The organism is Mesorhizobium kamtschaticum (genome assembly GCF_056174585.1).
Genome location: NZ_CM149691.1, coordinates 4,284,823 through 4,310,471 on the forward strand (window position 1 = coordinate 4,284,823; position 25,649 = coordinate 4,310,471).

22 protein-coding genes, 3 tRNA genes and 2 pseudogenes are annotated in these 25,649 nt (G+C 63.7%); 13 read left to right on the top strand and 14 right to left on the bottom strand.

Features of this window, described 5'->3' with window-relative positions; translation table 11 throughout:
* Positions 1-21: 21 nt before the first annotated feature.
* The 3 genes from AC0V7N_RS21110 (at position 22) to AC0V7N_RS21120 (ending at position 923) form a co-directional block, all read left to right on the top strand.
* A complete protein-coding gene (locus AC0V7N_RS21110) occupies positions 22-414 on the top strand; it encodes an ArsR/SmtB family transcription factor (RefSeq protein ID WP_475450344.1) in 393 nt (130 codons plus the stop codon).
* Positions 404-859 (top strand): SRPBCC family protein, encoded by a 456-nt coding sequence (locus AC0V7N_RS21115; RefSeq protein WP_475450345.1) that lies wholly within the window; start codon positions 404-406, stop codon positions 857-859. Before AC0V7N_RS21110 ends, AC0V7N_RS21115 begins: the two co-directional genes overlap by 11 nt.
* Positions 850-923: transfer RNA gene (locus AC0V7N_RS21120), tRNA-Pro, on the top strand. The genes AC0V7N_RS21115 and AC0V7N_RS21120 overlap by 10 nt, the downstream gene beginning before the upstream one ends.
* A gap of 90 nt (positions 924-1,013) precedes the next feature.
* Here the strand turns inward: AC0V7N_RS21120 and AC0V7N_RS21125 are convergent.
* The 10 genes and pseudogenes from AC0V7N_RS21125 to AC0V7N_RS21170 form a co-directional block, all read right to left on the bottom strand.
* The gene (locus AC0V7N_RS21125) at positions 1,014-1,379 is read right to left on the bottom strand and encodes a type II toxin-antitoxin system RelE/ParE family toxin (protein WP_475450346.1); all 366 of its coding nucleotides are present in this window, start codon (positions 1,377-1,379) and stop codon (positions 1,014-1,016) included.
* A 5-nt stretch (positions 1,380-1,384) separates the two neighbouring features.
* Positions 1,385-1,672 (bottom strand): type II toxin-antitoxin system ParD family antitoxin, encoded by a 288-nt coding sequence (locus AC0V7N_RS21130; protein ID WP_475460430.1) that lies wholly within the window; start codon positions 1,670-1,672, stop codon positions 1,385-1,387.
* 195 nt (positions 1,673-1,867) lie between these two features.
* A pseudogene (locus AC0V7N_RS21135) lies at positions 1,868-2,850 on the bottom strand (lipid A biosynthesis lauroyl acyltransferase).
* Between the two features lie 5 nt (positions 2,851-2,855).
* Complete coding sequence (locus AC0V7N_RS21140; RefSeq protein ID WP_475450348.1) at positions 2,856-3,884, bottom strand: zinc-binding dehydrogenase; 1,029 nt, start codon at positions 3,882-3,884, stop codon at positions 2,856-2,858.
* A 36-nt stretch (positions 3,885-3,920) separates the two neighbouring features.
* Positions 3,921-5,192, bottom strand: coding sequence for a beta-ketoacyl-ACP synthase (locus tag AC0V7N_RS21145; RefSeq protein WP_475450349.1), 1,272 nt, complete (start codon positions 5,190-5,192; stop codon positions 3,921-3,923).
* Positions 5,193-5,238: 46 nt separating this feature from the next.
* Positions 5,239-6,429: a beta-ketoacyl-ACP synthase gene (locus tag AC0V7N_RS21150; protein ID WP_475450350.1), complete on the bottom strand. Its 1,191-nt coding sequence runs from the start codon at positions 6,427-6,429 to the stop codon at positions 5,239-5,241.
* A gap of 56 nt (positions 6,430-6,485) precedes the next feature.
* Positions 6,486-6,779, bottom strand: coding sequence for an acyl carrier protein (locus tag AC0V7N_RS21155; RefSeq protein ID WP_027029416.1), 294 nt, complete (start codon positions 6,777-6,779; stop codon positions 6,486-6,488).
* A 172-nt stretch (positions 6,780-6,951) separates the two neighbouring features.
* On the bottom strand, positions 6,952-8,094 hold the full coding sequence (locus tag AC0V7N_RS21160) for a slipin family protein (protein WP_475450351.1): 1,143 nt from the start codon (positions 8,092-8,094) through the stop codon (positions 6,952-6,954).
* Between the two features lie 362 nt (positions 8,095-8,456).
* A tRNA-Asn gene (locus AC0V7N_RS21165) sits at positions 8,457-8,526 on the bottom strand.
* A 2-nt stretch (positions 8,527-8,528) separates the two neighbouring features.
* Positions 8,529-8,602: transfer RNA gene (locus tag AC0V7N_RS21170), tRNA-Lys, on the bottom strand.
* A 254-nt stretch (positions 8,603-8,856) separates the two neighbouring features.
* On the opposite strand from AC0V7N_RS21170, the gene AC0V7N_RS21175 reads away from it, so the two are divergent.
* Both AC0V7N_RS21175 and AC0V7N_RS21180 read left to right on the top strand, forming a co-directional pair.
* Positions 8,857-9,108: a hypothetical protein gene (locus tag AC0V7N_RS21175; protein WP_475450352.1), complete on the top strand. Its 252-nt coding sequence runs from the start codon at positions 8,857-8,859 to the stop codon at positions 9,106-9,108.
* A gap of 17 nt (positions 9,109-9,125) precedes the next feature.
* Complete coding sequence (locus tag AC0V7N_RS21180) at positions 9,126-9,596, top strand: hypothetical protein (protein WP_475450353.1); 471 nt, start codon at positions 9,126-9,128, stop codon at positions 9,594-9,596.
* Here the strand turns inward: AC0V7N_RS21180 and AC0V7N_RS21185 are convergent.
* Positions 9,593-10,141, bottom strand: a complete 549-nt coding sequence (locus AC0V7N_RS21185; RefSeq protein WP_475450354.1) for a histidine phosphatase family protein — start codon at positions 10,139-10,141, stop codon at positions 9,593-9,595. The two genes, AC0V7N_RS21180 and AC0V7N_RS21185, sit on opposite strands and share 4 nt — an antisense overlap.
* A 101-nt stretch (positions 10,142-10,242) precedes the next feature.
* Positions 10,243-13,263, bottom strand: coding sequence for a caspase family protein (locus tag AC0V7N_RS21190; protein ID WP_475450355.1), 3,021 nt, complete (start codon positions 13,261-13,263; stop codon positions 10,243-10,245).
* A 111-nt stretch (positions 13,264-13,374) separates the two neighbouring features.
* On the opposite strand from AC0V7N_RS21190, the gene AC0V7N_RS21195 reads away from it, so the two are divergent.
* From AC0V7N_RS21195 to AC0V7N_RS21215, 5 genes are all read left to right on the top strand, one after another.
* Positions 13,375-14,325, top strand: a complete 951-nt coding sequence (locus AC0V7N_RS21195) for an AEC family transporter (protein WP_475450356.1) — start codon at positions 13,375-13,377, stop codon at positions 14,323-14,325.
* A gap of 76 nt (positions 14,326-14,401) precedes the next feature.
* A complete protein-coding gene (locus AC0V7N_RS21200) occupies positions 14,402-15,508 on the top strand; it encodes an IS5 family transposase (RefSeq protein WP_475450046.1) in 1,107 nt (368 codons plus the stop codon).
* Complete coding sequence (locus AC0V7N_RS21205) at positions 15,505-15,831, top strand: hypothetical protein (RefSeq protein WP_475451542.1); 327 nt, start codon at positions 15,505-15,507, stop codon at positions 15,829-15,831. Before AC0V7N_RS21200 ends, AC0V7N_RS21205 begins: the two co-directional genes overlap by 4 nt.
* 278 nt (positions 15,832-16,109) lie before the next feature.
* Positions 16,110-17,567, top strand: a complete 1,458-nt coding sequence (locus AC0V7N_RS21210; RefSeq protein WP_475450357.1) for an NAD-dependent succinate-semialdehyde dehydrogenase — start codon at positions 16,110-16,112, stop codon at positions 17,565-17,567.
* Positions 17,568-17,658: 91 nt separating this feature from the next.
* Complete coding sequence (locus AC0V7N_RS21215; protein ID WP_475450358.1) at positions 17,659-18,681, top strand: aldose epimerase family protein; 1,023 nt, start codon at positions 17,659-17,661, stop codon at positions 18,679-18,681.
* Positions 18,682-18,683: 2 nt separating this feature from the next.
* Here the strand turns inward: AC0V7N_RS21215 and AC0V7N_RS21220 are convergent, their stop codons facing one another.
* Positions 18,684-19,604 (bottom strand): sugar kinase, encoded by a 921-nt coding sequence (locus AC0V7N_RS21220; RefSeq protein WP_475450359.1) that lies wholly within the window; start codon positions 19,602-19,604, stop codon positions 18,684-18,686.
* A 150-nt stretch (positions 19,605-19,754) separates the two neighbouring features.
* Here AC0V7N_RS21220 and AC0V7N_RS21225 point away from each other — a divergent pair, with 150 nt between their 5' ends.
* Positions 19,755-20,204 (top strand): FixH family protein, encoded by a 450-nt coding sequence (locus AC0V7N_RS21225; RefSeq protein ID WP_496627225.1) that lies wholly within the window; start codon positions 19,755-19,757, stop codon positions 20,202-20,204.
* 7 nt (positions 20,205-20,211) lie between these two features.
* Positions 20,212-21,411 (top strand): cytochrome-c peroxidase, encoded by a 1,200-nt coding sequence (locus AC0V7N_RS21230; protein ID WP_475450361.1) that lies wholly within the window; start codon positions 20,212-20,214, stop codon positions 21,409-21,411.
* 1 nt (position 21,412) lies between these two features.
* Here the strand turns inward: AC0V7N_RS21230 and AC0V7N_RS21235 are convergent, their stop codons facing one another.
* Positions 21,413-21,865, bottom strand: a complete 453-nt coding sequence (locus tag AC0V7N_RS21235; RefSeq protein WP_475450362.1) for an Lrp/AsnC family transcriptional regulator — start codon at positions 21,863-21,865, stop codon at positions 21,413-21,415.
* 163 nt (positions 21,866-22,028) lie between these two features.
* Here AC0V7N_RS21235 and putA point away from each other — a divergent pair.
* Positions 22,029-25,636, top strand: a pseudogene (gene putA, locus AC0V7N_RS21240) (bifunctional proline dehydrogenase/L-glutamate gamma-semialdehyde dehydrogenase PutA).
* The last annotated feature ends 13 nt before the right edge of the window (positions 25,637-25,649 follow it).

A 25,649-nucleotide genomic window follows, 5' to 3' on the forward strand; every position in this document is an offset into this window, starting at 1 on the left:
GAATTGAGCGGGCGGATCGCCATGATTGAGATCGAAGCGTTGAAGGAAGCCGCGTCGCGCACCGCGCGCCTCGATGCGGTCTTCGCTGCGTTGGCCGATCCGACGCGGCGGGCGATTATCGAACGGCTCTCGGGCGGCGAGGCGCGCGTGACCGAGGTCGCCGAACCGTTCCTCATGTCCTTGAACGCGGTGTCGAAACACATTCGAGTGCTGGAAGCGAGCGGCGTGATCGAGCGGCACAGGAAAGGGCGCGACCACATTCTGTCCATCAACACCCGTTCGCTGGACGAGGTCGATGGCTGGATCGAGGGGACGCGCCGCTATTGGGAGAAGCGGCTGGACGCCATGGAGCACCTGCTGGGCGAACTCAACAAGGACCATGTAGGGCCAAAGGACGGCAAGCATGGTTCGTGATGATACGACGGCTCCGACCGTGCAGCTACGTCGGCGCGTGAGGGCCAAAGCCGAGCAGATCTTCGACCTGTGGACCCAACCTGAGTTGATGGTTCGCTGGATGAGCCCCTTTCCGGGCGCGGTCGATTGCAAGGCGAGCTGTGACCTGCGCCCTGGCGGAACCTTCAGCCTTTTCATGTCATCGGCGGAAGCAAGCCGCGAAGTCTCCGGCACCTATGTGCTGGTCGATCGGCCGCGCAAGCTCGTGTTCACGTGGGTTGGCCCACTGACGAACGATGTGACGACGCTGGTAACCGTCGAACTCAATCCGCTCGGCGACGAAACCGACCTCGTGCTAACCCACGAGCGCCTGCCGACGCAGGCAATTGTTGAAGGTCATACCAAGGGTTGGGGAAATATACTGGACCATCTGGCGGACGCGATTCATAAGGCTTCTGGAGCGTAGCGCAGCCTGGTGGCGCACCTCGTTCGGGACGAGGGGGTCGCAGGTTCAAATCCTGCCACTCCGACAAGAAAAACAGCGGCTTAGCTGTTCTCCCAAAACTGTCTGTCCGATGCAGATGACTTGCCTTTGGCACAGTGTCTTCGAGTGTAGGCGCTCAGTCGTTGCCGTAACTTTTCGGGAGATGGCGCTCGAGTTCCATTACGTCATGGAGAACGCGGCCGACACCAATCACGTGGACGTCAGCCTGGTAAAGCAAGAGATGACGTGGGCGAAGGACAATACCGTGATCGGTTCTTGCACGGTCGCGACTATATCTCAGATGATAGCTCCGAACATTGTTGCCAAGTTCGGTGCGGGCAACGCTGCCAACCCGCATTGGGTCGTTGGCAATGTCGCGGATTGCGGCGATCAGCAACCGCTCGTAGCGAATACGCGCGATCTCACCGAAATTGGCTTCCGTGTAAGCCAGCAAGTCGACGATATCTCGTTCGGCGGATGCTGCAAGCCGATAGACAGCCACCGGACCTACCGACCGGCTTTTCCAGCGCTTGCCTGCCGTCCGAGGTCGCTCATGAACATCTCCAGCCTGTCGTCGCTCACGTCGCGGAACCGGCCTTCTTCGATGTCGCGAAATCCGATACGCGCTGCCTCTTCGAGTGCGGTAAGGCTCGCTTTCTCTCGCGCCTCGCGCAACTCAATCAAACGCAGACCATCACGCAGCACTTCACTGGCATTCTGATAGCGGCCGGTTTTCACCAACCCCTCGATCACCTCTTCATGGTGTTCCGTCAGAACGACGTTGCGCGTTGGCATGGAAATCTCCTTTCCGCGATTCAGCGGGACGGCGGCCATGGCATAATATGCCATTGGCCTGTTCCTAGTGCAACATTGTCCGGTAGCGCACCTCGTTCGGGACGAGGGTGTCGCAGGTTCAAATCCTGCCACTCCGACAAGAACGAAGATCCTCGAAAATCTTCGATAAGCCAAATCCGTGTCGCGAGTTCCGGTTCAGGTGCCCGGGACGGGAGCTGGCTTCGGCCGCTTCTTGCGCCGCCAGTTGCTGATCTCCCACCTCTTGTGGAACCACATCCACTGGCCGGGATCCTCGCGCACCCAGCGCTCGACCACGTCGTTCAGCATCTGGGTGGTGGCGTGGACGTCGACGCTGCCGTCGGCGGTGCGCGGCAAGACCAGTCTGTCCTCGATCTCGAGCCGGAAGCGGTTGCCCGGCAGCCTGATGCAACGCGCCGGATAGACGTCGCAGTCATAGTGGCGGGCAAGAGTGCCGAGCACGCGGTTGCTCTGGCAGGGACGGCCGAAAAAGGTCGTGTCGAGGCCGTTGGAGAATTTCTGGTCGACGAGGACGCCGATATTGCCACCATTTTCCAGGACGCCGGCCAGAGCGAATGAGGCGCCGGCCATCGACGGCAGCAGCGATCCCATGGTCGAGCGCCGTGTCGAGAGGATGTAATCGGCGAGGTAGGGGTTGTTGGGCGGGCGAAACAGCGCCGTGATGTTCATGCCGAAGGTCGCCGCGGCGACAGGCAGCAGTTCGAAATTGCCGAGATGGCCGGTGAAGACGATGTGCGGCCGCTTTTCGGCGGCGATGTCGACGAAATGCTCTGTTCCCTTGACTTCGACGCGGCCAGGCTTGCTGGCGGCAGGGTCATAGTCGAACAGGGCGTCCAGGAAAATGTATTCGGCGGCAAGGCGGGCCATGTTGCCCACATGTCAGAGGCGATGGCCTGGATCTCGTCTTCGCTCTTTTCCGGATAGGCCTTGCGCAGATTGTCGACGGCGACCTGATGGCGCCCCACCCTGGGGCCGATCAGGCGGGCCACGCGGTCGGCGAAATTCAGCGCACTATCCGCCGGCAGCAGACGCAGCACCGAGATGATCATCATCGCCGCGCGCGCAACCACCCAGTAGTTCAACTGGCGCAGCTGCCGGCCGTAGCGATACCTCAAGTCCCGGCGAAGCTTCTTGAACACAGGCGCTAGCCGACCCGCAGGATGATCTTGCCGAAGACGTCGCGGCCTTCCATGCGCTTCAGCGCGGCATCGATGTCGCTGAAGCCGACCTCGGTGTCGATGACCGGTGCGACCTGACCGGCCGCCATCTTCTGCATGGCGTTGGCCATGTTCTCCATGCGGCAGCCGAAGGAGCCGAGCAGCTTCAATTGCTGCTGGAAGAGCTGCATCAAATTGATCTGCGTCGATACGCCGGAGGTCGAGCCGCAGGTGACCAGGCGGCCGCCGCGCTTCAGGCACAGCATCGAGGCGGCAAAGGTGTCGGCGCCGACATGTTCGAAGACGACATCGACGCCTTTCTTCTTTGTCAGCTTGCGCACGACGCCTTCGAAACGGTCGTCGCGGTAATTGATGACATGGTCGGCGCCCAGCGCCTTGGCCTTGTCGATCTTGTCGTTGGAGCCGACCGTGGTGATGATGGTGCATCCCATGCGCTTGGCCAGCTGGATCGCCGCCGAGCCGATGCCGGAGCCGCCGGCATGGACGAGGATGGTTTCGCCGGGCTGAAGCTTGGCATTGTCGAACAGCATGTGCTCGACGGTGCCGAAGGTGACCGGCGCGACAGCAGCGCCGATGTCGGTCACGCCTGGCGGGGCAGGCACGAGCAGGCGCGCCGGCAGGTTGATCTTCTCCTGCGCGAAGCCGTCGAGATGGAAGCCGTGAACGCCCGAAACATGTTCGCAGAGATTGTCGCGGCCTTCGCGGCAGGCACGGCAAAGGCCGCAGGTGCGCGCGCCATAGATCGACACCAATTGTCCGGGCAACAGGCTGGAAACGCCGGGACCGACCGCCTCGACTTCGCCGGAAGCCTCGGCGCCGATGACCAGCGGCAGCTTGCGCTTGGCAAAGGCCATCCCGCGCCAGCCCCAGACGTCGATATGGTTCAGCGCCACCGCCTTGATGCGCAGCGTGACTTCGCCGAGTGCGGGCGGCGGCGGGGGCGGCAGGTCCACCGTTTCAAGACGGCGGTCCTCGATAAGTTGCAGTGCGCGCATGAAGCCTGTCGGTTCTGTTGAACGGAAAGGGCTCGCTTAGACCGGTTCCCGCGCCATGACAAGGCAAGTGTTCTGGCCGCCGAAGCCGAAGGAGTTCGACAGGACGCTGCGAACCTCGGCATTGCGCTTCTTGTTGGGCACCACGTCGAGCACGATCGCCGGGTCGGGATTGTCGTAGTTGATGGTCGGCGGAATGACGCTTTCACGCATCGTCATCAGCGAAAACGCCGCCTCGACGGCGCCGGCCGCAGACAGGGTGTGGCCGATCATCGACTTGTTCGACGAGACCGGCATAGAGCCGATCCGCTCGCCAAACACCGTCGACAGCGACAGATGCTCCATCTTGTCGTTTTCCGGCGTCGACGTGCCATGGGCATTGACGTAGTCGATCTCGTCCTTGCTCAGGCCGGCATCGGCTAGGGCGGCGCGAACCGCCGCAATCGCCGGCGAACCGTCAGGCTTGGAGCGGGTGCGGTGGAAATCGTCTGCCTTTTCGCCGCAGCCGCGCAGAATGCCGAGCACGCTGGCGCCACGGGCAAGGGCGGCTTCCAGTGACTCCAACACGAGAGCGCCTGAACCCTCGGCCAGCACGAAGCCGTCGCGATCCTTGGAGAAGGGTTTTGACGCCTTTTCAGGGATGTCATTGTGGGTCGACAGCGCCGACAGCAGCGAGAAGCGGATCAGCGCCTCGGCGGTCGCCGAACCGTCGGCGCCGATCGACAGCGCCCGGTCGCATTCGCCGCGGCGGATCGCCTCGACGCCAAGCTGGATGGCGGTGGCGCCCGAGGCGCAAGCGGTCGACAGCGTGATCGGCAGGCCGCGCGTGCCGAAACGGTCGGCGAGCCGGTCGGCGATCGAGCCGAACTGGGTGGTTTCGAAAATATCCAGTTCCTTCAATCCGCGCGCCACCCGCAGCAGCCTTTCGGCGCCAGCGTCCTCACTGTCGGAATTGTAGAGCGAGAAGCGTTCGTGCCAGTCGAGCTCGACGGGTGGCGAGGCGAGGAAGAGCGGGCCGCCGAAATCGCTGGAATCGAGGCCGGATTCGGCCACCGCCTCACGCGCGGCGGTTTCGGCCAGCTCGTAGGTGAGGGGGCTGGCACCCTTCGAGCTTGAGTCCAGGAAATCGACCATGCCGGAAATGCGGGTATTGAGGTGGTCGACCGGAAAGCGGGTGATCGGATGGATGCCCGACTTGCCCGAGGTCAGCGCCGCCCAATTATCGGCCTTGCCGACGCCAAGCGAGGTGACCACGCCGATGCCGGTGACGGCGACGATTGGCCTGCCCATGTGATCTCTGAATTTGGTCATCGGGAAGCCCTCGAGCGGTTTATCTCTGCAGCATGCGGGCGCCGCCTTACGCGGCGTTGACCAGCGCCATGCCCTCGAATTGGTGATAGCCGATCGCCGTTGCAAGGACGCTTGCCGGGATGCCGTCAAACGGCTTCTCGGTTGCGGCATCAAAGACAGGGTAGGCGGCCTTGCGGTCGACGGCGAGTGCCGCCAGCGCCACGGCGAACGGAAACTGCGCTTCCTTCATGTGTCCGGTCAGCGTCGAGAAGCCGCGCGCTGATATCGCCGGATTGGCATCGAGCGCTGTCTTCTCGGCGCTGGTTGCGGCATGCGCGCCCGAGGCGCCCGAAAGTGCCAGCAGCTTGCCGTTCGGCAGCGCCGCTTGGCTGAGCAGTGCGGCGATCTCGGTGTCGAGTTCTCCGCGCGACCGCCTGGCGCGGCCGGAAACGACCGGCCCGAGTTCGGCGTAGATTTTGCGCCCGCGGCTCATTGCGTGTTCGCGCTGTTCCAGCACCAGGAAGGCACCGCCGGAGCCAGTTACAACACCGCCGCCCTCGGCGCCGTATCTTTGCCAGACAGGTTTCCAGGCGCCGCGATGCAGATAGCCGGCGAGCTCATAACCCAGCAGCATGTCGGAGTGTTCTGTCTGGAAAGCGCCACCGACCAGGACGTGCGTGGACTGGCCGGAGCGGATACGTGCGGCGGCCGTCTCGACGGCGGAAACACCGGCACCTTCTTCGCCCATGAAGGTGCGCGACGAGCCGGTCACCTTGTGGACGATGGAGATGTTACCGGCGAGCAGGTTGGAAAGCTGCGCCAGGAACAAGGTCGGCCGCAGTTCGGTGGTCAGCTTCTCGTTGAGCAGTACGTCGCGGTCGTTGCGGCTCTCGGATGCGGCCAGAATGACGGCATCGACAGCCTCGTCGCGCTCGCCGCCGCCGGCGGCGACAACCATGTCCATGGTCGTGCAGAGTTCGTCATTGCCCTTGATGCCGGCGTCGTCGAGCGCAAGGCCGGCGGCATAGGTGCCGAGCCGCTGCCATGTTTCCATCTGCCGCTGGTCGCCGCGCTTGGCGATCTGCAGGTTCCAATCGATTTCCGGCAGCGGATGGACGGTGTAGGGCGCAAAGCGCGCGGCTTCGAGCACCGGCTGCAGGCCCGGCTGCGCCAGCTTCTGCCAGTGGGCGTCAGGGCCTTCTCCCAGCGAGGAGACAAGGCCGATACCAGTGATGACGACGTCGCGGGGGCTGCTCATGAGCGGCTTTGTGTGTCAGGCGGCAGAGCGCGTCAAGGTCGCGCGCGCAACTGACGTCAGGCGGTCTTGGCGGCGACCAGCGCGTCGATCTTGGCGCACAGGTTCTTCATGACGAAGTAATCGTCGGTCGAAGCCTTGCCGTCATTGACTTCCTGGGTCCACTTTTCCAACGGCACCTTGATGCCGAATTCCTTGTCGATGGCGAAGACGATGTCGAGGAAATCGAGGCTGTCGATGCCGAGATCGTCGATCGTGTGGCTCTCGGGCGTGATGGTGTCGATATCGATCTCGCTGGTGTCGGCAATGATCTTGGCGACTTTGTCGAACGTGGTGGAATTCGTGGTGGACAACGGGGCTTTTCCTTCTCTGCGGGCGGAATTGTCCGCATCTTGGGCGCTGTCTAATCGGTTTTTCCCGGCAGGAAAAGGCCTGATAGGCCGGGCGCAGATGGGAAGCGTGCCCAAGAAACGCAAGAAGGGCCGCCGGTCAAGCCGGCGGCCCTCCCATTGACGTTGCGTCAGCTCAACTCTCGCGGAGCTTGACCAGGTCATTGAGCAACCCGCCCGTTCCGTTGTGGACGGTCAGCCGCTCGACCTTGCCGGCGATGTTTTCCAGAGCCTCGAGCTCCTTCAGCCGCAGCATCACCGGGTTCTCCGCCATTACCCTGGCCGTGTTGAGCAGGGAACGCGTGGCGTTCGTCTCCTCGCGGCGGCGGATGACGTTGGCCTCGGCCTGCTTTTCGGCCGACACCACCTGGTTGAGGATCTCGCGCATCTCGCCAGGCAGGATGACATCCTTGAGCGCGATATCGCTGACCTCGACGCCGATCTCGGCCATGTCGGTACGGACCTTGGCCGCGGCTTCCTCGTCGACCGTCACCTTCTTTTCAAGGATCTGGTCAAGCGTCAGCCCGCCAAGTGTCTTGCGGAAGGCGTACTGGAGGGCGCGGTAGAGGGCTTCGGAGAAGTCCTTCACGGCGCTCACCGCCTTGACCGGATCGACGACCCGATACTCAGCGGCGATGTTGACACGGATCGTGACGCGATCCTTGGTCAGCACTTCCTGCCCGGCGACGTCGAGCGACTGGCGCTTGAGGTCGACGACCTTGACCTGCACCATGCGTCCGACGTTCCAGAAGCCATGCACGCCCGCAGCCAGCGTCCGGACCAGGACACCGTCGACGAACAGCAGCCCGGCCTGGCCGTCGACAACCGGGTGGACGGACATCAACTCCGCCTTCCGGGCCTGGCCGAGCCGGCGCATGACCGCCGGATCGATGGCGAGGTCGGCCGAAGTGTCGACCATCGTCACCTTCCACGGCCCGGCATCCGTCCACAGCACCAGCTTGCGGTCCGGCGCCAGCACGGCATGCAGATTCCCGTCACGCTCGATGACGGCGACATCCGTGCGCCCGGTGCGAACGACGGTGAAATGACGCGCGGCCACATCCGGGAGCTTGTCGAACAACGCCTTCTCGTATGCCGAAACGAATTCCGGGTTCTTCAGATCGTGCCGGGATACTTCCAGGCTTCCGCGCCGGTTGGCGAGCCAGTGCTCGCCCGGCAGCAGGACAGCCTTGATCTCCCCCTTGTAGAGGGTGAGGGCACGTTCGTTTTCCCTAACGAGGACGCGCTCGCGTCCAAGAACTTTGTCGAGAACAGTCATTGTCTTACTCCTGTCGGGCATGGCCCCATGCGAGGCGTCAACTCATGCGTCGATCTTCCCTTCGTTTCTCGTTTCACGTCGTCATAGTCCGGGCACGAATGATCCGGGGACCGGTGGCATCAATCCGTGGCGGGCCTTCGGGAGCGGATCGCGGGGCAGTGAAGCGGGCGCCGGAGGCCTTGACCTCCCTTGCCGGCGACGCTGCGCCTTGATCATCACCGCGGACCTGGCCGCGAGCCGATGGCGTCGGACCTTTCGAAACGGCCTTGGCCCGAAGGCTTCGGCCATCCGTCAGGTCTTCAGCATTCCAGTTCCCGGACCGTTTTTCAGATAACACCGTGGCAGGGTGCTGGCTTATCAGGCCAATGGAGAAGGAATCGAACCTTCGACAGTCAGATTAACAATCTGATGCTCTAACCAAACTGAGCTATCCGTGGTGCAGACGACGGGACTCGAACCCACAACCTCCGGACAAAATCCGGCGCTCTCCCAGTTGAGCTACATCCGCGATCCCAATCCCCAAAGCGGCTCCGTATACAGGGCGGCAAAGCCGCCTGCACGGGCGGAGACGAAAGCTCCAACCGTTGTGCTCGCTTCGGTTTTCGTGACCGGGTGCGCGCCTATAGCCCCTGCGACGGGTTGTCGCAAGCGGCATTGTCGCGGCGAATTTGCGGCTTCTTTCAGCGGTGGCATTTCGGCAACAGTACCGGTCGGCGTCACCCCGCATATTGTTTGTACCAATGTACCATGGTACAAGGCGCCATGAACATCGAACGTATACAGACCGGCGTGCGCCTGGAGAAACGGCTGGTGAAGGTGCTCAAGGCGCTGGCCGAGCATCGCGACATGAGCCTCGGCGATCTCATCGAAGGCATCGTGCTGCATGCTTTCGAAGGGCAGGCGCCGTTTTCACCGGAGACGCTCGAAACGATCAGCCAGTTGAAACGCATCTACGGGTTGGAGCTTGGCGCGGCGGACAGCCACCGTTTGGCTGAAGCGCCATCCTCTGACTGAATGGAAAGGGAAGGCGGATGACGAGCCATCTTGAACGCAGCCACAGCATCGTCCTTTCCGGTCCGGTCGACCGCGTCTTCCCACTGTTCACGCCGATCGGCGAGACTTTGTGGGTGGAGGGCTGGGATCCGGAATTTCTGCATCCGCAAGGTGGAGAAACGCGGCAAGGCATGGTTTTCCGAACCGTCCATGGCGATGAGACGACGCTGTGGGCCTGCGCCGATTGGGATCCAACCGCGCATCGGGTGCGCTATGTCAGGGTCACGCCGGACTCGCGTTTCGGATTTGTCGAAGTGGCCTGCCGTTCGACTGCCGATGGCGGCACCGAAGCATCGATTGCCTATACGTTCACGGCTTTGAACGCGGCGGGGGAATCCTATCTGTCTGAACTGACGGAGGATGCCTTCGCGCACATGATCGAGAACTGGAAAGTCCGCATCGATACGTGGCTGCTCACTGAGACGTCAGTTGGCGCTGGTCATCGCTAGAAAGTGACGCGGCCGAGCACGCGCAGACCGTCGCCTTGCGGCTCGACGACCACGGCTTCGCCCTCGCGCGGCGAGATGCCGGTGAGCGCCACGATGTCTTCCAGATGGGTGACCATGACCAGATTGTCGGAGCCGGAATAGGCACGGATTTCCTTCATGATGGCGGCGATCTGCGCTGCCTTCTGCGCATCGTCGCCCCTCAACAGGTCAAGTGGTGCAAATAGCGCCGGCTCGGCCTCGAAGGCGATGCGCGCGGTGTCGAGGCAGCGGCAATAGCGGCTGGACAGCACGCGCTCGATCGGGGCGGCGCGAGCGGCAAACAAGGCGCCGATCTTGCTCGCCTGCTGCTTGCCGCGCGCCGACAGGTTCATCTGGGTGGCGCAGCTGTCGATGTCGAAATTGGCCGGATCGGTGGTGCCGGTGACCATGGCATGGCGCAGCAGCACGACATGGCCACCATCGCGCAGCAGCGCCCAGCCGGCATCCGTGGCATGGGCCGCGACGGGAATGACGAGCAGGAACAAGGCCAGGGCAAATCGTATCATCGCAGTCCTTCCAGGAGCCTGGCATCAGACCCCGACCATTCGCATATAGGGATTGGAAAGCGGGCACAAAGACAAGCCAGAAGCCGGCCGCGTCTCGAGTCTCACTTTTTGGCGATCTGCTTTTTCACCAGATCGATCTTCTGGTCGGTCAGCGGGATGGGGAGGGTGTAGCCGGCCTCAGTAAAACCCTGCTTGGCGTTCTCGAAGAACTCGATGGCTCTGAGATATTCGGCCTTGCCACCGCCATAGCTGGCGCGGCTCCAGTGGATGTCGCCAAGGTTGTTCTGTTCAAAGGCCCACTGCATGGGCTGGCTCTCCCTGGTGAACACTTTCAGCGTCGCCGTGAACGCCGCCTCGGCCTCGTCGAGGTATTTGCCGGTCTTTTCGATGTTGCCGAGATTGAGCAGGCTCATGCCGATGCCGTTCTGGGCGTTCGCCCAGTCGACAGGCGCCGTCTCGATGGTCAGCACTTCGAGGGCCGCCCGCCGGGCTGCGATCGAATCCCGCAGGATCTTGGGATCGGCATTGCTCATGCTCAGCCAGTGCAGTGTCGAGCCGAGACCTGCCTGGGCCAGCGCCCATTGCCGCGGGTTGGTCTCGCGCTTGTATTCGCGCAACGCATTGCCGTAGGCGTCGACCGCCTCGTTGTAGTGCTCGGGCTTGTCCGTCACGCCGCCAAGCAGCTGCAGCGTGTTGCCGAGATTGTAGTAGCTCATGGCCCAATCCTGCGGGAACTTCCGCCTGACATAGACCTGCCGGGCTGCCTGGAACGCTGCCGCCGACTGCTCCAGTTTGGCCGCGTCACGGGTCCGCTGGCCAAGCGTCTGGTAGATCGAGCCGAGATTGTTCTGCGCCGACGCCCAATCCATCGGGAAGCGCTGACGGGTAAACACTGTCAGCGCGTCGTCATAGGCTGCCGCCGCCTCTTTGAGTGTGTCGGTGCCCATGTCGAAACGAGCAACGCCACTCAGCGCATTGCCGAGGTTGAGCCGGCTGGTCGCCCAGGAGACCGGGAAGGTCTCGCGAGTTCGTACCTTCAGCGCGGCGCGGAAGGCGTCGGCCGCCTCGTTGATCTTCACCTTGTCGTTGAGCTGGATGCCAAGCGTCACCAGTGTGTTGCCGAGATTGTTCTCGACCATCGCCCATTCCACGGGGGCTTTCTCGCGCGTGTATTCTTCGAGCGCCAGCCGGTAGGCGGCTTCCGCGTCCTTTAGATGCTCGCCGGCGGGATCACGCTCGGAGAGCGCAAAGAGCGCCAGGCCGAGATTGTTCTGCGAAGCCGCCCAGTCGAACGGCAGCTTGTCGCGCGGTCGCTTTTCCAGCGTGGCACGCATCGCCGCCACCGCCTCGTTGAGGCGCTTCGGGTCGCTCTCGCGTTCGCCGATCTTCAACAGCACATTGGCGAGATTGTTCTGCGCTGCGGCCCAGTTGCGGTCGTCCTTCTCGCGCTCGAAGACGACGAGCGAATCGCTGAAGATTTGCGCTGCTTCTTCCAGATGCGCGGTTTCGGTCTCGCGCTCACCGATGGTCTGCAGCACAACCGCCATGTTGTTGCGGGTGATTGCCCAGTCGCGGTTCTGCTCGCCATTGGGAATGAAATTCAGGATGACGTGATAGGCCTCGATTGCATGCTGCAGCGCATCGAGATCGCCGGTGGCGTAGCCATAGGAGTTGAGCGCTTCGGCTTCCTGGTTCTTGTAGTTCCAGCGCAGCTTGTCGTCCCATTTCTCGACCAGCGAGAAGGCCTTGGCGTAGTCGTTGGCGGCGGATTTGTAATCGAAGACCAATGCGACGGCGTCGGCGCGCTTGGCATAGATGGCGGCATCGCCCATGCGTTTCTGCCTCACCAGTTCCTCGGCCTCGTCGACAGCGCCGCTGTTCTGCTCGACCCTGCCGACCGCGTCATCGAGGAATTTGCGCGCCGTCACCATGGCGCCCTGGCCGATCGCCTTGTCGGCTGAGGCGACGAGCCGCTTGATCTCCGGATCGTCGGTGCGCAGTGCCGCGCGCTCCGACATCATCTTCTTCAGGCGCTCGGCCTGGCCGTCGAGCACCTTCTGCAGGTCGGTCGGATCCTCGGGGATCTTGTCCGTGCCGAGCGCTCTCAGGACGCCATAGAGCGCGTCGAGCGGCACGCCATCCTGCAGCGAGGCCAATTCCACCTGCGCCCGCTTGGGATCGGGCAGGTCGGAAATGGTCAGGAGCAACTGCCGCCTTTCGCCGGTGATCAGCCCGTCGTCTCCGGTCGGTTCCGGTGGCGCCACACCAAAATAGAGCAGCCGGCGCAAGCTTTCATTGACCCATGGGCGCTGCTTCGCCTTGGTGTCGAGATAGACCTCCTCCGTCACCATGCGCATGACCGAGCCGAACTCCGTGCCTTTCATCGCCGCGAGATGGCGCAGCAGCGCAGCCGCATAGGGGCTGTTTTCGCCAGCTGCACCGTCCAGCGCCGGACGGCCCGGCTCGGCGGCGAAGCCGACCACCGTGCCGAGGCTCGCGTCCGCCGCCGGTGCGTTGCCGAGCGCCTTGGCGCCACGCACCGGTTCCAGCCCACCGGCGCCAATCGGCTCGGCGGAAGCGGTCGGAGCACGGCGCACCACCGCATCTGCCGGAAACGGATTGGTGCGGCAGGCATCGAGCAGCACGATCGTCACCGGCACGGTCTTCTTCAACTCATCCATGACGGCTGATATCGGCACCAACGCCTGACCTGCATCCTTGAGCGACGAGACGTCGGCATCGACCGGAACCAGATAATTCTCGCCGCCGGCCTCGATGCCGTGGCCGGAGTAGTAGATGAAAGCGACATCGGCGCCCTCGGCATCCTCGACGAAGCGTTCCAGGTCGCGCTTCAGCTTGGCGGCATCGCGATCGGTGACGTTGCGGGCGTCGAAGCCGAGGTCGGTCAGCATCTTGGCCATGTCGCGGGCGTCGTTGGCCGGGTTGGGCAGGGCGGCGATGTGCAGGTAATTCGACTGGCCGATGATCAGCGCCACGCCCTTGAGGCTTTTCGTCTCGGCAAGTGCAAGCGCCGTCGCGGCAAGACAAAGCAGAGTGGCGGCGAAGGCCGTCAGCCACATCCGCGCAAAAAGATTGCGTCCCGAGGTTTCGACAAAGGTCATTTGTCGTTCGTGTCCGCCCTGATATTCCAAACCCTCTATAACGCTGCCAGTATACCATGATCAAATTCGGGCGCGATTGCGCCGCGCGCGTGGCTCGCCTATCCCTGAAAAATGTCTCCGCTCACAGAAACCGTGCTTTTCGTCTTCAGCCTGGTTGCGCTCGGCTATCTCGCCGGGCTGACCGGCTATCTCAGACCGGCGAGCGGCGAGGGGATATCGGACTTCGCGGTCTCTGTGGCGATGCCGCTGCTTCTGTTCCAGACGATGGTGAATGCCGATTTCCACGGCGTCGCACCTTGGCCGCTGTGGGGGGCTTACTTCACGGCGGTGGCGATCACCTGGGCCGCGGGCCATCTCGTCACCACGCGAATCTTTGGACGCGACGCGCGTGCCGGTGTCGTCGGCGGCGTGTCGTCGGCCTACTCCAATGTCGTGCTGCTCGGTGCTCCCTTCATTCTTGGCATATTCGGCCCGAGCGGCTTCGAAGTGCTGTCGCTGCTGGTTTCCGTGCATCTGCCTGTCATGATGATGGCCTCGATCGTGCTGTTCGAGATGTTCGGCCGCAGCGGGGGTGAATCCGTCCATCCGTTGCGCGTCATCCGCAGCTTCCTGAGACGGCTGTTCATCAATCCGCTGATCATCGGCATTCTGCTCGGGCTGGCATGGCGGCTGAGCGGCGTGTCGCTTCCGGACCTCCTCATGCGGCTGGTCGATGCGCTTGCCGACACGGCAGGGCCGGTGGCGTTGTTTGCCATGGGGCTCAGCCTGCGCCGCTTCGGCGTTTCCGGCAATGTCCGGCCGGCACTGGCGCTATCAGTGCTGAAACTGTTCCTGATGCCGGCGCTGGTGCTCGCCTTCGTCTGGCTTCTCGGCCTGCCGCCGATGACGGCCAAGGTGGCCGTCGTGGTGGCGGCGCTGCCGTCCGGCATCAATTCCTATCTCATCGCCGTGCAGTTCAACACCGGCCAGGCATTGGCATCGAACCAGATGACCATCGCCACCGCCTGCGCCGCCGTCACCACGGCTTTCTGGCTGACCGTGGTTCTCCACGTCTACGGCTAGCAGGTTGTTGAAGAAGTACTGGCGCGGCTGTTTGGAGCGTGATTCACTGCTCCCCGGATGATTTGGGGATTTGTGGATGCGCGGCTCAGACGAACGGACAGGTTCGCTGTTTTCGTATGTCGACCTTGAGGCGCGGGTTCGCCGCGACCATCCGCTGCGGGTGATACGAGAGATCGTGAACGCCGCTCTTGTGGAGATGGACGGCGATTTTGCGGTGCTTTATCCGCCCGGACTCGGCCGCCCGTCGATCGCGCCGGAACGTTTGCTGCGTGCGATGCTGCTGCAGGCCTTCTACGGCATTCGCTCGGAGCGTCAGTTGATGGAGCGGATGGAGTTTGATCTTCTGTTCCGCTGGTTCGTGGGGCTTGGTGTAGACGAGCCGGCCTGGGATCATTCGAGCTTCACCAAGAACCGGGATCGGCTGCTGGAAGGTGAGATCGCGGCAAAGTTTCTGCGCGCGGTGCTTGCTCAGCCAAAGGTGAAGCGGCTTTTGTCGTCGGACCACTTCTCGGTGGATGGGACGCTGATCGAGGCCTGGGCTTCGATCAAGAGCTTCCGCCGCAAGGACGGGGACGACAACGACCCGGATGGAGCGGGCCGTAACGCCGAGCGCGGCTTCCACAAGGAGAAGCGCTCCAACGACACACATCAGAGCACGAGCGACCCGCAGGCACGGCTCTACAAGAAGGGCGACGGGCAGCCGGCGAAGCTCTGCTACATGGGGCATGCGCTGATGGAGAACCGTCATGGGCTGGCGGTCGATGGCGGCATTACCCAAGCGACAGGTACGGGCGAACGTGATGCCGCGCTCGCCATGTTGGATCGCAGACCGTCGCGGCGGCGCATCACACTGGGTGCGGACAAGGCGTATGACGTGCGCGCTTTCATCAAGGATCTGCGCGAGCGCAAGGTCACGCCGCATATCGCCGTCGACGGCCATCTGAGCAAAACCGGCAAGCCTCGCGTGACGGCGGTCGATGGCCGCACGCGTCGCCACGCCGGCTATGCGGTCAGCCAGCGCCGCCGCAAGCGGATTGAGGAGGTGTTCGGTTGGATCAAGGCCTCGGCCGGCATGGCCAAAGTCAAGCTGCGAGGATGCGCCCGTGTGGGCGCGGCCTTCACCTTGAACCTGGCGGCCTACAATCTGATCCGCTTGCCCAAGCTGCTGGCAGCGCCGATATGAGCCTCACCGGCCGCTGGCGGATCGTCGCGATGCCCGACTATGTCGAGAACTATCGCGACATGATGGAGGCCGCCTACATTGAGTTCGCGGCCGACGGCTCCGGCGAATTCGCCTTCGGCTGCGTCACTGGGCAGATCTTCGGCGCGGGCGACGGCAACAATGCCGCCTTCTCCTGGCAAGGCAATGACGAAATGGACGAAGCCCAAGGCAATGGCTGGGCCGAAATCCAACCAGACGGCTCCATCAGTGGACAAATCTGCTTCCATGGCGGTGACGAAGCAGACTTCGTCGCCCGCAAGTGGACTTCTTCAACAGCCTGCTAGAGCAGTTCACCGTTTCACGGAAACGGCGAACCGCTCTAGCTCTTGTTTTAACGCAATTCCGGACGGAAAACCGCTTCACACTTTTCCTGGAATTGCTCCAGTTCGTCTCGGCTGGTTTCGCGCTGGCCCAAAGCCTATATGCCATCTTGCAATTGATTGCGTGGCTTGCCCTAGGTAAAGAGCACTGGCTCCAGTGTCCCGGCCTCGATACCATCGGGCACGTCCATCGAAGAAAATCCAGATACCGGCCCGTCAGTGCGCCGAGCGGAGGCTAGACCATGCTTCAGAAAACCAGCCATTTCATGCGGCAGGCCAATCTCATCAACGGTGAATGGGTGCAGGCCGACAGCGGCCAGACGGTCGACGTCAACAACCCGGCTACCGGCCTCAAGATCGGCACCGTGCCGAAGTCGGGCAAGGCCGAGACCCGCCGCGCCATCGAGGCCGCGGACGCCGCCTTCAAGACCTGGCGCAAGACGACCGCGCTCGAGCGCTCGAAGCTGCTGCGCAAGCTGCATGACGCGATGATGGACAATCAGGACGTGCTGGCCGAGCTCTTGACCATCGAGCAGGGCAAGTCGCTGTTCGAATCGAAGGGCGAGATCGGCTCTGCCGCGGCCTACATTCTGTGGTTCGCCGAGGAAGGCCGCCGCACCTATGGCGACGTCGTGCCGTCGCCATGGGCGGACCGCCGCATCCTGGTGACCAAGGAACCGGTCGGCGTTATCGCCGCCATCACGCCGTGGAATTTCCCGTCCTCGATGCTGGCCCGCAAGCTCGGCCCGGCTCTCGCCGCCGGCTGCACCGCCGTCGTCAAGCCGGCCTCGCAGACGCCGTACTCGGGTCTTGCCTGGGGCGCGCTTGCCGAGGAAGTCGGCTTCCCCAAGGGCGTCGTCAACATCCTGACCGGTTCGGCCAGCGAGATCGGCGATGAGATTTGCGCCAACCCGCTGGTGTCGAAGATCACCTTCACCGGATCGACCGAGGTCGGCAAGCTGCTCATCCAGAAGTCGTCGGTCACCGTCAAGAAAGTGTCGATGGAGCTCGGCGGCAATGCGCCATTCATTGTCTTCGACGACGCCGACCTCGAGCGTGCCGTCGCCGGCGCGATCACCGCCAAGTACCGCAACTCCGGCCAGACCTGCGTCTGCACCAACCGCTTCCTCGTCCAGGCCGGCGTCTATGACAAGTTCGTCGAAAAGCTTGCCGCGGCCAGCAACGGGTTGAAGGTCGGTTCCGGCCTCGAAGACGGCGTCCAGCAGGGACCGCTGATCGACGAGAAGGCGGTCGAGAAGGTCGAGGAACTGATTGCCGACGCCACTTCCAAAGGCGGCAAGATCGTCGCCGGCGGCAAGCGCCATGCACTGGGCGGTTCGTTCTTCCAGCCGACGGTCATCGCCAACGCGACGCCCAAGATGCGGTTCATGAAGGAAGAGATCTTTGGCCCGGTCGCTCCGGTGTTCAAGTTCGAGACCGAAGCGGAAGCAATCGCGCTCGCCAACGACACCGAATTCGGCCTCGCCTGCTATTTCTACACCGGCGACCTCGGTCGCGCCTTCCGCGTCATGGAAGGGCTGAAATACGGCATGGTCGGCGTCAATGAAGGCCTCATCACCACGCCCGAGGCGCCGTTCGGCGGCGTCAAGGAATCGGGCCTTGGCAAGGAAGGCGGACATCAAGGCATCGAGGACTATCTCGATACCAAATATGTCTGCATCGGCGGCCTCGGCCTCTGATAGACTGCTCTTGAGATGGGCAGGCCAATCGCCTGCCCATCTCTTATGGGAAACCAGCCGAAGTCCTCTGGATCAACTGGCATTTGCGGGCATGGCGATGAAGGACGGCGAGGTTTTCGGCACGACGCAGGCGGGCGAGGCGGTGCGCCGCTTCACCATCAGGGGCGGCGGTATCACTGCCAACATCATCGGGCTCGGTGCTGTCATCCAGGATTTGCGCCTGACCGGGCACGATGCGCCGCTGGTGCTCGGCTACGACAATCTGGAAGCCTATGAGACCAATAACACGTTCTTTGGCGCGGTCGTCGGTCGCTACGCCAATCGCATCCATGATGGCCGTTTTACCATCGCCGGCAATCGCTACCAGACCGAACAAAACTTCCTCGAAAAGCACACGCTGCATGGCGGCTCGCAAGGCTATTCGCATCGGCCGTGGACAGTTTCTTTGCACGGCAGGGACTTTGTCACGCTGACGCTGCACGATCCCGACGGCACGATGGGTTTTCCCGGCGCACTCGACGTCACCTGCACCTACCGGCTGAAGATCCCCGGCACGCTAAGCGTCGAGCTGACGGCGACCTGCGAGGAGCCGACGCTGTGCAATCTCAGCCAGCATTCCTATTTCAACCTCGACGATGGCGGCGCCGGCGACATTCTCGACCACAGGATGATGCTGAATGCTGGCGCCTATCTGCCTGTCGACGGCGACATGATCCCGACCGGCGTGGTCAAGCCGGTTGACGGCACGCCTTTCGACTTTCGCCAGGCGCGGCCATTGCGCATGGAGACAGAGGGCGAGCAACTGCCCTACGACCAGAATTTCTGCCTTGCCTCGGCGCGCGGGCCGTTGCGGCAAGCGGCGTGGGCGCAAGGAGCCAGTTCCGGCGTCGAGATGGAGGTCTGGACCACGGAACCCGGCGTCCAGCTCTACACCGGACAGTATGTGACGCCGCGCAAAGGGCTGGAAGGGCGGGACTACAAGGCGTTTTCCGGCTTCTGCCTGGAGCCGCAAATATGGCCGGATGCGCCGAACCGGCCCTATTTCCCGCAAGCAACGCTGTGGTCGGGCGCGATCTACCATCATGTGACGGAATACCGCTTCCGTCTGCCTTGATGTTATCCCGCGAACGCTGCCCGTAGCGTCTCGAACGGCGCCAGCGCGCCGCGAACCTGCACTACGGCGGCGGCGACGCGATGGGCTCGGCGGACAGCTTCCTGCGGGCCATGACCGGCAAGACGCGCCGCCAGATAGCCGCCGTTGAAGGAATCGCCGGCGCCGGTGGTGTCGACGGGGACCGCGACATGGATCGCCGGCACGTCGTGCAGTGTCCCGCTTTCGGCAATCAGCGCCGGCTGCTCGCCGTTCTTGACGACGACCTCGCCGACCCATTGTCCAAGCCGCTCGGCGGTCGCCTGCGGCGTTGCATCCTCAAACAGCATCTGCTCGTCGGGGAAGGTTGGCAGTGCGATGTCGGTGACGGCAAGCGCCTCGACGATAGCCGTTTGCGCGTCCTCGCGCCGGCGCCAGAGCCGTGGCCGGTAGTTGGGGTCGAAGGCGATCAGCGAGCCCGCCGCCCGCGCCTTGGCCACGGCCGTCAGCAGTGTTTTGCGCGCGGCATCGTCCAGAATTGCCAAAGTGATTCCGGAAAAGTACACAAGCGCCTGATTTTCCAGGCTTTTCGACAGTGCGGCGGGATCCGAGGCAAGCTGCCGGGCGGCGGCGTCGCCGCGCCAGTAGGTGAAGGAGCGCTCGGCGCCGGTCAGGGTGATCGCGTAAAGGCCAGGCCTTGCACCCGCTATCACCGGGCTGGAGCCGACGCCGATACCGTTTTCGGCGAAGAAGCCGATCTGGCCCTGCGAGAAGGGATCGTCGCCGAAGGCCGAGACGTAGGTGGCCGGCCGGCCGCCGCTCAACGCATGCAGCGCCCACAGCGTGTTGAACGTGTCGCCGGCAAAACCCATGCGCCAGTTCGGGCCGGTCTGGCCCGACAGTTCGAGCATGCATTCGCCGATCGAGGCGACGCCGTTTCCCGCCATCTGCAATCCTCCAGTGATTTCGGTCCTGTAGCTTTTTGCCGGCGGCAGCGCCATGCTTGGCAAGCAGGCATTTTTGCGCCACAGCGTTTTCTCAGGGCTGGCGGGATGCGATCCACCCGGCAGAGCGTTGTCCGCAGAAGAGGAACCGGTTTGGCATCATTATGGCGTTATCTCCTGGCGGGTCTTGGTCTGGCTGCCTTGCTGGTCGGCATCCTTGCGGTCGTCTATCTGACGGCGCCGCAATCGGCTCAGTCCGTCGGCCCGGATGTTTCGCGCACGAGGAACAGCGACAATGGGCTGTTCGTGGCAAGTTTTTCGCCGGAACGGGGCGTTGTGCGGCAGGGCGAATTGCAATCCTGGCTGCTGACCTTGAAGACAAAGGCCGGCGCGCCGGTGGAAGGAGCCGCGATCGCGATCTCAGGCGGTATGCCGCAACACAATCACGGCCTGCCGACCAGCCCGCAGGTCACCGATTACCTGGGCGACGGACGCTACCGGATCGAAGGGGTCAAGTTCACGATGAGCGGCTGGTGGCAACTTCGTTTCGCCATCTCGTCCGGCGCCGGCTCCGACACAGTGCTGTTCAACGTGGTGCTGTGAGCGATCGATGAAGCGCCTTTTCTGCTTTCTGGCGCTGATGGTCGCTGTCATCCTCGTCGGCTGCGGCAAGCCGGATTTCTCCGACGCCGAGAAGAAGACCATCGCCTCGCTGGCGTTGAACACGCTGCCGTCGTTGAAGCCCGACACCACCAACCGCTTCGCCGACTTGCCGGCGGCAGCCGCGCTTGGCTCGACGCTGTTCTTCGATCTGGGCATGAGCCGCGATGGCACGGTGTCCTGCTCGACCTGTCACAAGATCGACCGCCAGTTCCAGGACGACCTGCCGCAAGCCGTCGGCGTCGGCCGCACCAACCGCCGCACAATGGCATTGGCGGGCGTGGCGCGTGACCCCTGGTTCTTCTGGGACGGCCGCCGCGACAGCCTGTGGGCGCAAGCGCTGACGCCGCTCGAAAACCCGCTGGAGCAGGCTGGAAACCGCACCGCCTATGCACACTACATGAAGACGCGCTTTGGCGAGCGCTATGAGCGCATCTTCGGGCCGCTGCCCGACTTTGCCGGCATGCCAGCAAATGCCAGTCCGCTTGGAACCGATGCCGAGAAGGCGGCCTGGAACGCGATGAGCGGCGCGCAGCGTGACGCGATCAACGGCGTCTATGCCAATATCGGCAAGGCGATTGCCGCCTTCGAACGCTCGATCGAGCCGGCGCAGACGCGCTTCGACCGCTTTGCGCTGGACCTCGCCACTGGCGCCGAACCGAAGGGCGATGCGGTTTTTACGCGCGAAGAAATCCTTGGGCTGAAACTGTTCATCGGCAAGGCCAATTGCGTGACCTGCCACAACGGCCCGCGCTTCACCGACAACAGTTTTCACAACACCGGCGTGCCGCCCGTCGCGGACCTGCCGCCGGATCGTGGTCGCATCGACGCGGTGGCACAGGTCGAAGCCGATCCGTTCAACTGCTTCGGCGCCTATCGCGATGGCGACGTCAGTGCCTGCGGCGAGCTGCGTTTCATGGTCAAGGATGCGCCGCAACTGATCCGCGCTTACAAGACGCCGTCGTTGCGCGGTGCGGCAACGCGACCGCCCTACATGCATGCAGGGCAGTTTTCGTCGCTCGACGAGGTGGTGGCGCATTACGCCAAGGCTGCACCCAGCGTGGAGGGGGTATCCGAAATCCACCCGTTGCAGCTATCGGATCGCGAACGCGCTGCGCTGGTGGCGTTTTTGAAGACTTTGGCGGAATGACTTATCGATCCTTCACCGTCTCCATCGCCACGAAGGTCGAGGTCTGGGCGACATGCGGAAGCGCCGAGATACGCTCGCCCAGAACGCGGCGGTAGGCGGCGATGTCCTTGGTGCGGACCTTCAGCAGATAGTCGAAGCTCGACGCCATCATGTGGCACTGCTCGATCTCCGGCACGTTCTGGACGGACCGGTTGAAGGCGTCGAGCGCCGCGGAACGGGTGTCGGACAATTTCACCTGCACGAAGGCGACATGGCCTTCGCCCATGCGCTCGCGGTCGATGATCGCCTGGTAGCCCCTGATATAGCCGTCCTTCTCCAGCCGCTTGACCCGCGCCTGCACCGGCGTCTTCGACAGGCCGACCTTTGCCGCCAGTTCGGACATGGAAAGCCGGCCGTCGCTTGCCAGCGCCGCCAGGATGTTCCGGTCGATGCGGTCCAATTGGTCTTCGGCCATCGAAAAGGCAGTCCATTCGTCGATCTTGTGCCACCATGATGGATCAAATGGCCTGCAATGTCGATTTCTTTGGACCGACTGAAATCCGCGCCTGTGCTAGTTTGCGCCATTCGGTCCGGTGACCGCCGGCCCGCTCCCTGATGCTCGCTCCACAGGATCCGCCATGCCACTCGACACCATCCGCCAGCAGATCCGCGCCAACTATTTGCCTGACGAAGACGAGGCCGTGAAGCGGCTGGCCGCGGCGACAGGGCTTTCGGCCGGGGATCGCGATGCGATCTCGGCGCGAGCCGCCGATCTGGTGCGGGCGGTGCGCGGCTCGTCCGATCCCCGGCTGATGGAAGTCTTCTCTCCGCCTACGGCCTGTCGACCAAGGAAGGCGTGGCGCTGATGTGCCTGGCCGAGGCGCTGCTGCGCGTGCCGGACACCGAGACGATGGACGATTTGATCGCCGACAAGATCGCGCCGCACGACTGGTCGGCGCATTCCGGCGGTTCCAGTTCGATCTTCGTCAACGCCTCGACCTGGGCGCTGATGCTGACCGGCCGTGTGCTGGACGAGGGCGAGGGCGGCATCGAAGGCACGCTGCGCTCGATGGTGCGCAGGCTGGGCGAGCCGGTCATCCGCAAGGCGGTGGCCGCCGCCATGCGCGAGATGGGCGAACAGTTCGTGCTCGGCCGCACCATCGCCGAAGCCGTCAAGCGCGGCCGGCCGATGACGCAGAAGGGTTATCTCTATTCCTTCGACATGCTGGGTGAGGCGGCCCGCACCGAGGCCGACGCTTTGCGGTACCTCAAGGCCTATGCCGACGCCATTTCCTCGCTGAACTCGGGTTCCAACGGCCCAGACATCCGTCAGAACCACGGTATCTCGGTCAAGCTCTCGGCGCTGCATCCGCGCTACGAGGTGGCGCAGAAGGAAGAGATGCTGCCCGTCATGGCCGAGCGGTTGCTGTCGCTGGCGCTCGCAGCCAGGCATTCGCGCATGGGCCTCAACATCGACGCCGAAGAGGCCGACCGCCTCGATCTGTCGCTCGACGTCATCGAGCGGGTGCTGGCCGAGCCGGAGCTTGCTGGCTGGAACGGTTTCGGCGTCGTGGTGCAGGCCTATGGGCCGCGTGCCGCCTTCGTCATCGACTGGCTCTATGCGCTGGCCAAGAAGTACGACCGCACCATCATGGTCCGGCTGGTCAAGGGCGCCTATTGGGACACCGAGATCAAGCGGGCCCAGACGCTGGGGCTCACGGGTTATCCCGTCTTTACCCGCAAGGCGAACACCGACGTTTCCTATATAGCTTGCGCCAAGAAACTGCTTGGCATGACCGATCGTATCTATCCGCAATTCGCCACCCACAACGCCCATACCGTCGCCGCCATCCTGTCGATGGCCGGAAATCGCGACTCCTTCGAGTTCCAGCGCCTGCATGGCATGGGCGAGGCGCTGCACGAGACGGTGCGCCAGGCCGAACGCACGCGCTGCCGCATCTATGCGCCGGTCGGCGCGCATTCCGATCTGCTGGCCTATCTTGTCCGGCGGCTGCTGGAGAACGGCGCCAATTCCTCTTTCGTGCACCAACTGACCGACGAGGATGTCGAGCCGGAGGATATTGCCCGCGATCCGCTCGAAACGGTCCAGGACCAGGGGCCCGCCGCCAATCCGGCGATTGCCCGGCCGTCCCAGATCTTTGGCTCCGGCCGCCGCAACTCCAGAGGATTCGACATCACCGATACGGTGACGCTGGCGGCAATCGACAAGGCCAGAGCGGCCTTTGCCGGACCAGATCGCTGGCATGCCAAGCCGATCACGCGCGCCGCCGGCTATGGCAAGCAGCGCCCGGTCGTCAACCCAGCCAAGCCTTCGGACGTGGTCGGCACGGTCAGCGAGGCCGCCGCCAAGCAGGTGGCGACCGCCGTACGCTTCGCCGTGGAGGCACAGCCCGCCTGGGCAAAACGTCCGGTTGCCGAGCGTGCCGCCATCCTCGACCGCGCCGCCGATCTCTATGAAGCCAACGCCGTCGAGTTCTTTGCGCTGGCCACCCGCGAAGCCGGAAAATCACTGGCCGATGGCGTGGCCGAAGTGCGCGAGGCCGTCGACTTCTTGCGCTACTACGCTGCCGAAGCGGCCAACAACGAAGCCGGCACGCAGGCGCGTGGCGCCATCGTCTGCATCTCGCCATGGAATTTCCCGCTCGCCATCTTCACCGGCCAGATCGCGGCGGCACTCGTCACCGGCAATTCGGTCATCGCCAAGCCGGCCGAGCAGACGCCGCTGATCGCCTTCCGCGCCGTCGAGCTGTTGCGCGAGGCCGGCGTACCGGAAGACGTCATCCAGCTGCTGCCCGGCGACGGCCCCTCGGTCGGTGGCCCGCTAACCGCTGATCCGCGCATTGCCGGCGTCTGCTTCACCGGCTCGACCGAGGTCGCCAAGCTCATCGAGAAACAGCTGGCCGAGACGGCTGCGCCGGACGCGATGCTGATCGCCGAGACCGGCGGCCTCAACGCGATGATCGTCGATTCCACCGCGCTGCCCGAACAGGCGGTGCGCGACATCCTGGCCTCGGCCTTCCAGAGTGCGGGCCAGCGCTGCTCGGCGCTGCGCGTGCTCTATGTGCAGAAGGACGTCGAGAAGAAGATGCTGGAGATGCTGAAGGGCGCCATGGAGGCGCTCAACATTGGCGATCCCTGGCAGATTTCGACCGATGTCGGTCCGGTCATCGATGATGAGGCACAGGCCTCGATCCGCGACTATTGCACGAAGAGGGGCCTCGAGGGCCGGCTGATCGCCAAGCTCGAGGCGCCGAAGGACGGCCGCTTCGTCGCGCCGCATGTCTTCCGGGTCAAGGGCATCGAGGAGATGGACCGCGAAGTGTTCGGGCCGGTGCTGCATGTCGCCACCTTCGACGCCGATGAGATCGATGCGGTCATCGCCGCCATCAACCGCAAGGGCTATGGCCTGACCTTCGGCCTGCACACCCGTATCGAAGGCCGCGTCCAGCATTTCGTCGACGGCATCCATGCCGGCAACATCTATGTTAACCGCAACCAGATCGGTGCGGTGGTCGGATCGCAGCCATTTGGCGGCGAGGGGCTGTCGGGCACCGGGCCGAAGGCCGGCGGCCCGCACTATCTCCGGCGTTTCCGCAAGGGGCCCGAAGCTGGTACCGAGATTGCCGAGGGCCACAAGGTGACGGCGACCGAGCTGGCCGACAATCTGCCCGATCCAACGCTGGGCGGCTGGTCGACGCGGCCGGATCGAATTGCGATCCTGAGGAAACATCTGCGCGGCAAGGGCGCTGCCGCCATTGGCGCCGCCGCTGCAATCGATTTCGGTCAGGTCGACCTGCCCGGGCCGACCGGCGAGGCCAATACGCTGTCGCTGTCGCCGCGCGGCCGCGTGCTGTGTCTCGGCCCCGACGGCGACACGCTGCTTGCCCAGACGATCCAGGCGCTCGCCGCCGGCAATGCAGTGCTCGCCGTTGCACCGGGTGCACCGGCCGCACTCTCCGCATTGACCGGCAAGGGCTTGCCATTGGCTGCTATAGACGGCCGGCCTGATCCGGTCGAGGCGCGCTCGTTGCGCGTCGATGTCGTCGCTTTTTCAGGCACACCGGAAGCCGCACGCATCGTGCGCAAGGTCATCGCCGACAGGACTGGCCCGATCGTGCCGCTGGTCAGCGAGGTGCTCAACCCGGCGGCCTATGCGCATGAGCGGGCCGTCTGCGTCGACACGACCGCGGCCGGCGGCAATGCCAGCCTTCTGGCTGCGGCATAAGCAGGTCCGCCTC

Bases quoted from the DNA above. Each gene is read 5' to 3' on its own strand.
- AC0V7N_RS21195 (WP_475450356.1), top strand. From the start codon at position 13,375: ATGTCTCCGCTCACAGAAACCGTGCTTTTCGTCTTCAGCCTGGTTGCG.
- AC0V7N_RS21175 (WP_475450352.1), top strand. From the start codon at position 8,857: ATGAACATCGAACGTATACAGACCGGCGTGCGCCTGGAGAAACGGCTG.
- AC0V7N_RS21145 (WP_475450349.1), bottom strand. From the start codon at position 5,192: ATGACCAAATTCAGAGATCACATGGGCAGGCCAATCGTCGCCGTCACC.
- AC0V7N_RS21200 (WP_475450046.1), top strand. From the start codon at position 14,402: ATGCGCGGCTCAGACGAACGGACAGGTTCGCTGTTTTCGTATGTCGAC.
- AC0V7N_RS21215 (WP_475450358.1), top strand. From the start codon at position 17,659: ATGGCGATGAAGGACGGCGAGGTTTTCGGCACGACGCAGGCGGGCGAG.
- AC0V7N_RS21110 (WP_475450344.1), top strand. From the start codon at position 22: ATGATTGAGATCGAAGCGTTGAAGGAAGCCGCGTCGCGCACCGCGCGC.
- AC0V7N_RS21150 (WP_475450350.1), bottom strand. From the start codon at position 6,429: ATGAGCAGCCCCCGCGACGTCGTCATCACTGGTATCGGCCTTGTCTCC.
- AC0V7N_RS21140 (WP_475450348.1), bottom strand. From the start codon at position 3,884: ATGCGCGCACTGCAACTTATCGAGGACCGCCGTCTTGAAACGGTGGAC.
- AC0V7N_RS21180 (WP_475450353.1), top strand. From the start codon at position 9,126: ATGACGAGCCATCTTGAACGCAGCCACAGCATCGTCCTTTCCGGTCCG.
- AC0V7N_RS21220 (WP_475450359.1), bottom strand. From the start codon at position 19,604: ATGGCGGGAAACGGCGTCGCCTCGATCGGCGAATGCATGCTCGAACTG.
- AC0V7N_RS21130 (WP_475460430.1), bottom strand. From the start codon at position 1,672: ATGCCAACGCGCAACGTCGTTCTGACGGAACACCATGAAGAGGTGATC.
- AC0V7N_RS21190 (WP_475450355.1), bottom strand. From the start codon at position 13,263: ATGACCTTTGTCGAAACCTCGGGACGCAATCTTTTTGCGCGGATGTGG.
- AC0V7N_RS21230 (WP_475450361.1), top strand. From the start codon at position 20,212: ATGAAGCGCCTTTTCTGCTTTCTGGCGCTGATGGTCGCTGTCATCCTC.
- AC0V7N_RS21115 (WP_475450345.1), top strand. From the start codon at position 404: ATGGTTCGTGATGATACGACGGCTCCGACCGTGCAGCTACGTCGGCGC.
- AC0V7N_RS21185 (WP_475450354.1), bottom strand. From the start codon at position 10,141: ATGATACGATTTGCCCTGGCCTTGTTCCTGCTCGTCATTCCCGTCGCG.
- AC0V7N_RS21210 (WP_475450357.1), top strand. From the start codon at position 16,110: ATGCTTCAGAAAACCAGCCATTTCATGCGGCAGGCCAATCTCATCAAC.
- AC0V7N_RS21160 (WP_475450351.1), bottom strand. From the start codon at position 8,094: ATGACTGTTCTCGACAAAGTTCTTGGACGCGAGCGCGTCCTCGTTAGG.
- AC0V7N_RS21205 (WP_475451542.1), top strand. From the start codon at position 15,505: ATGAGCCTCACCGGCCGCTGGCGGATCGTCGCGATGCCCGACTATGTC.
- AC0V7N_RS21235 (WP_475450362.1), bottom strand. From the start codon at position 21,865: ATGGCCGAAGACCAATTGGACCGCATCGACCGGAACATCCTGGCGGCG.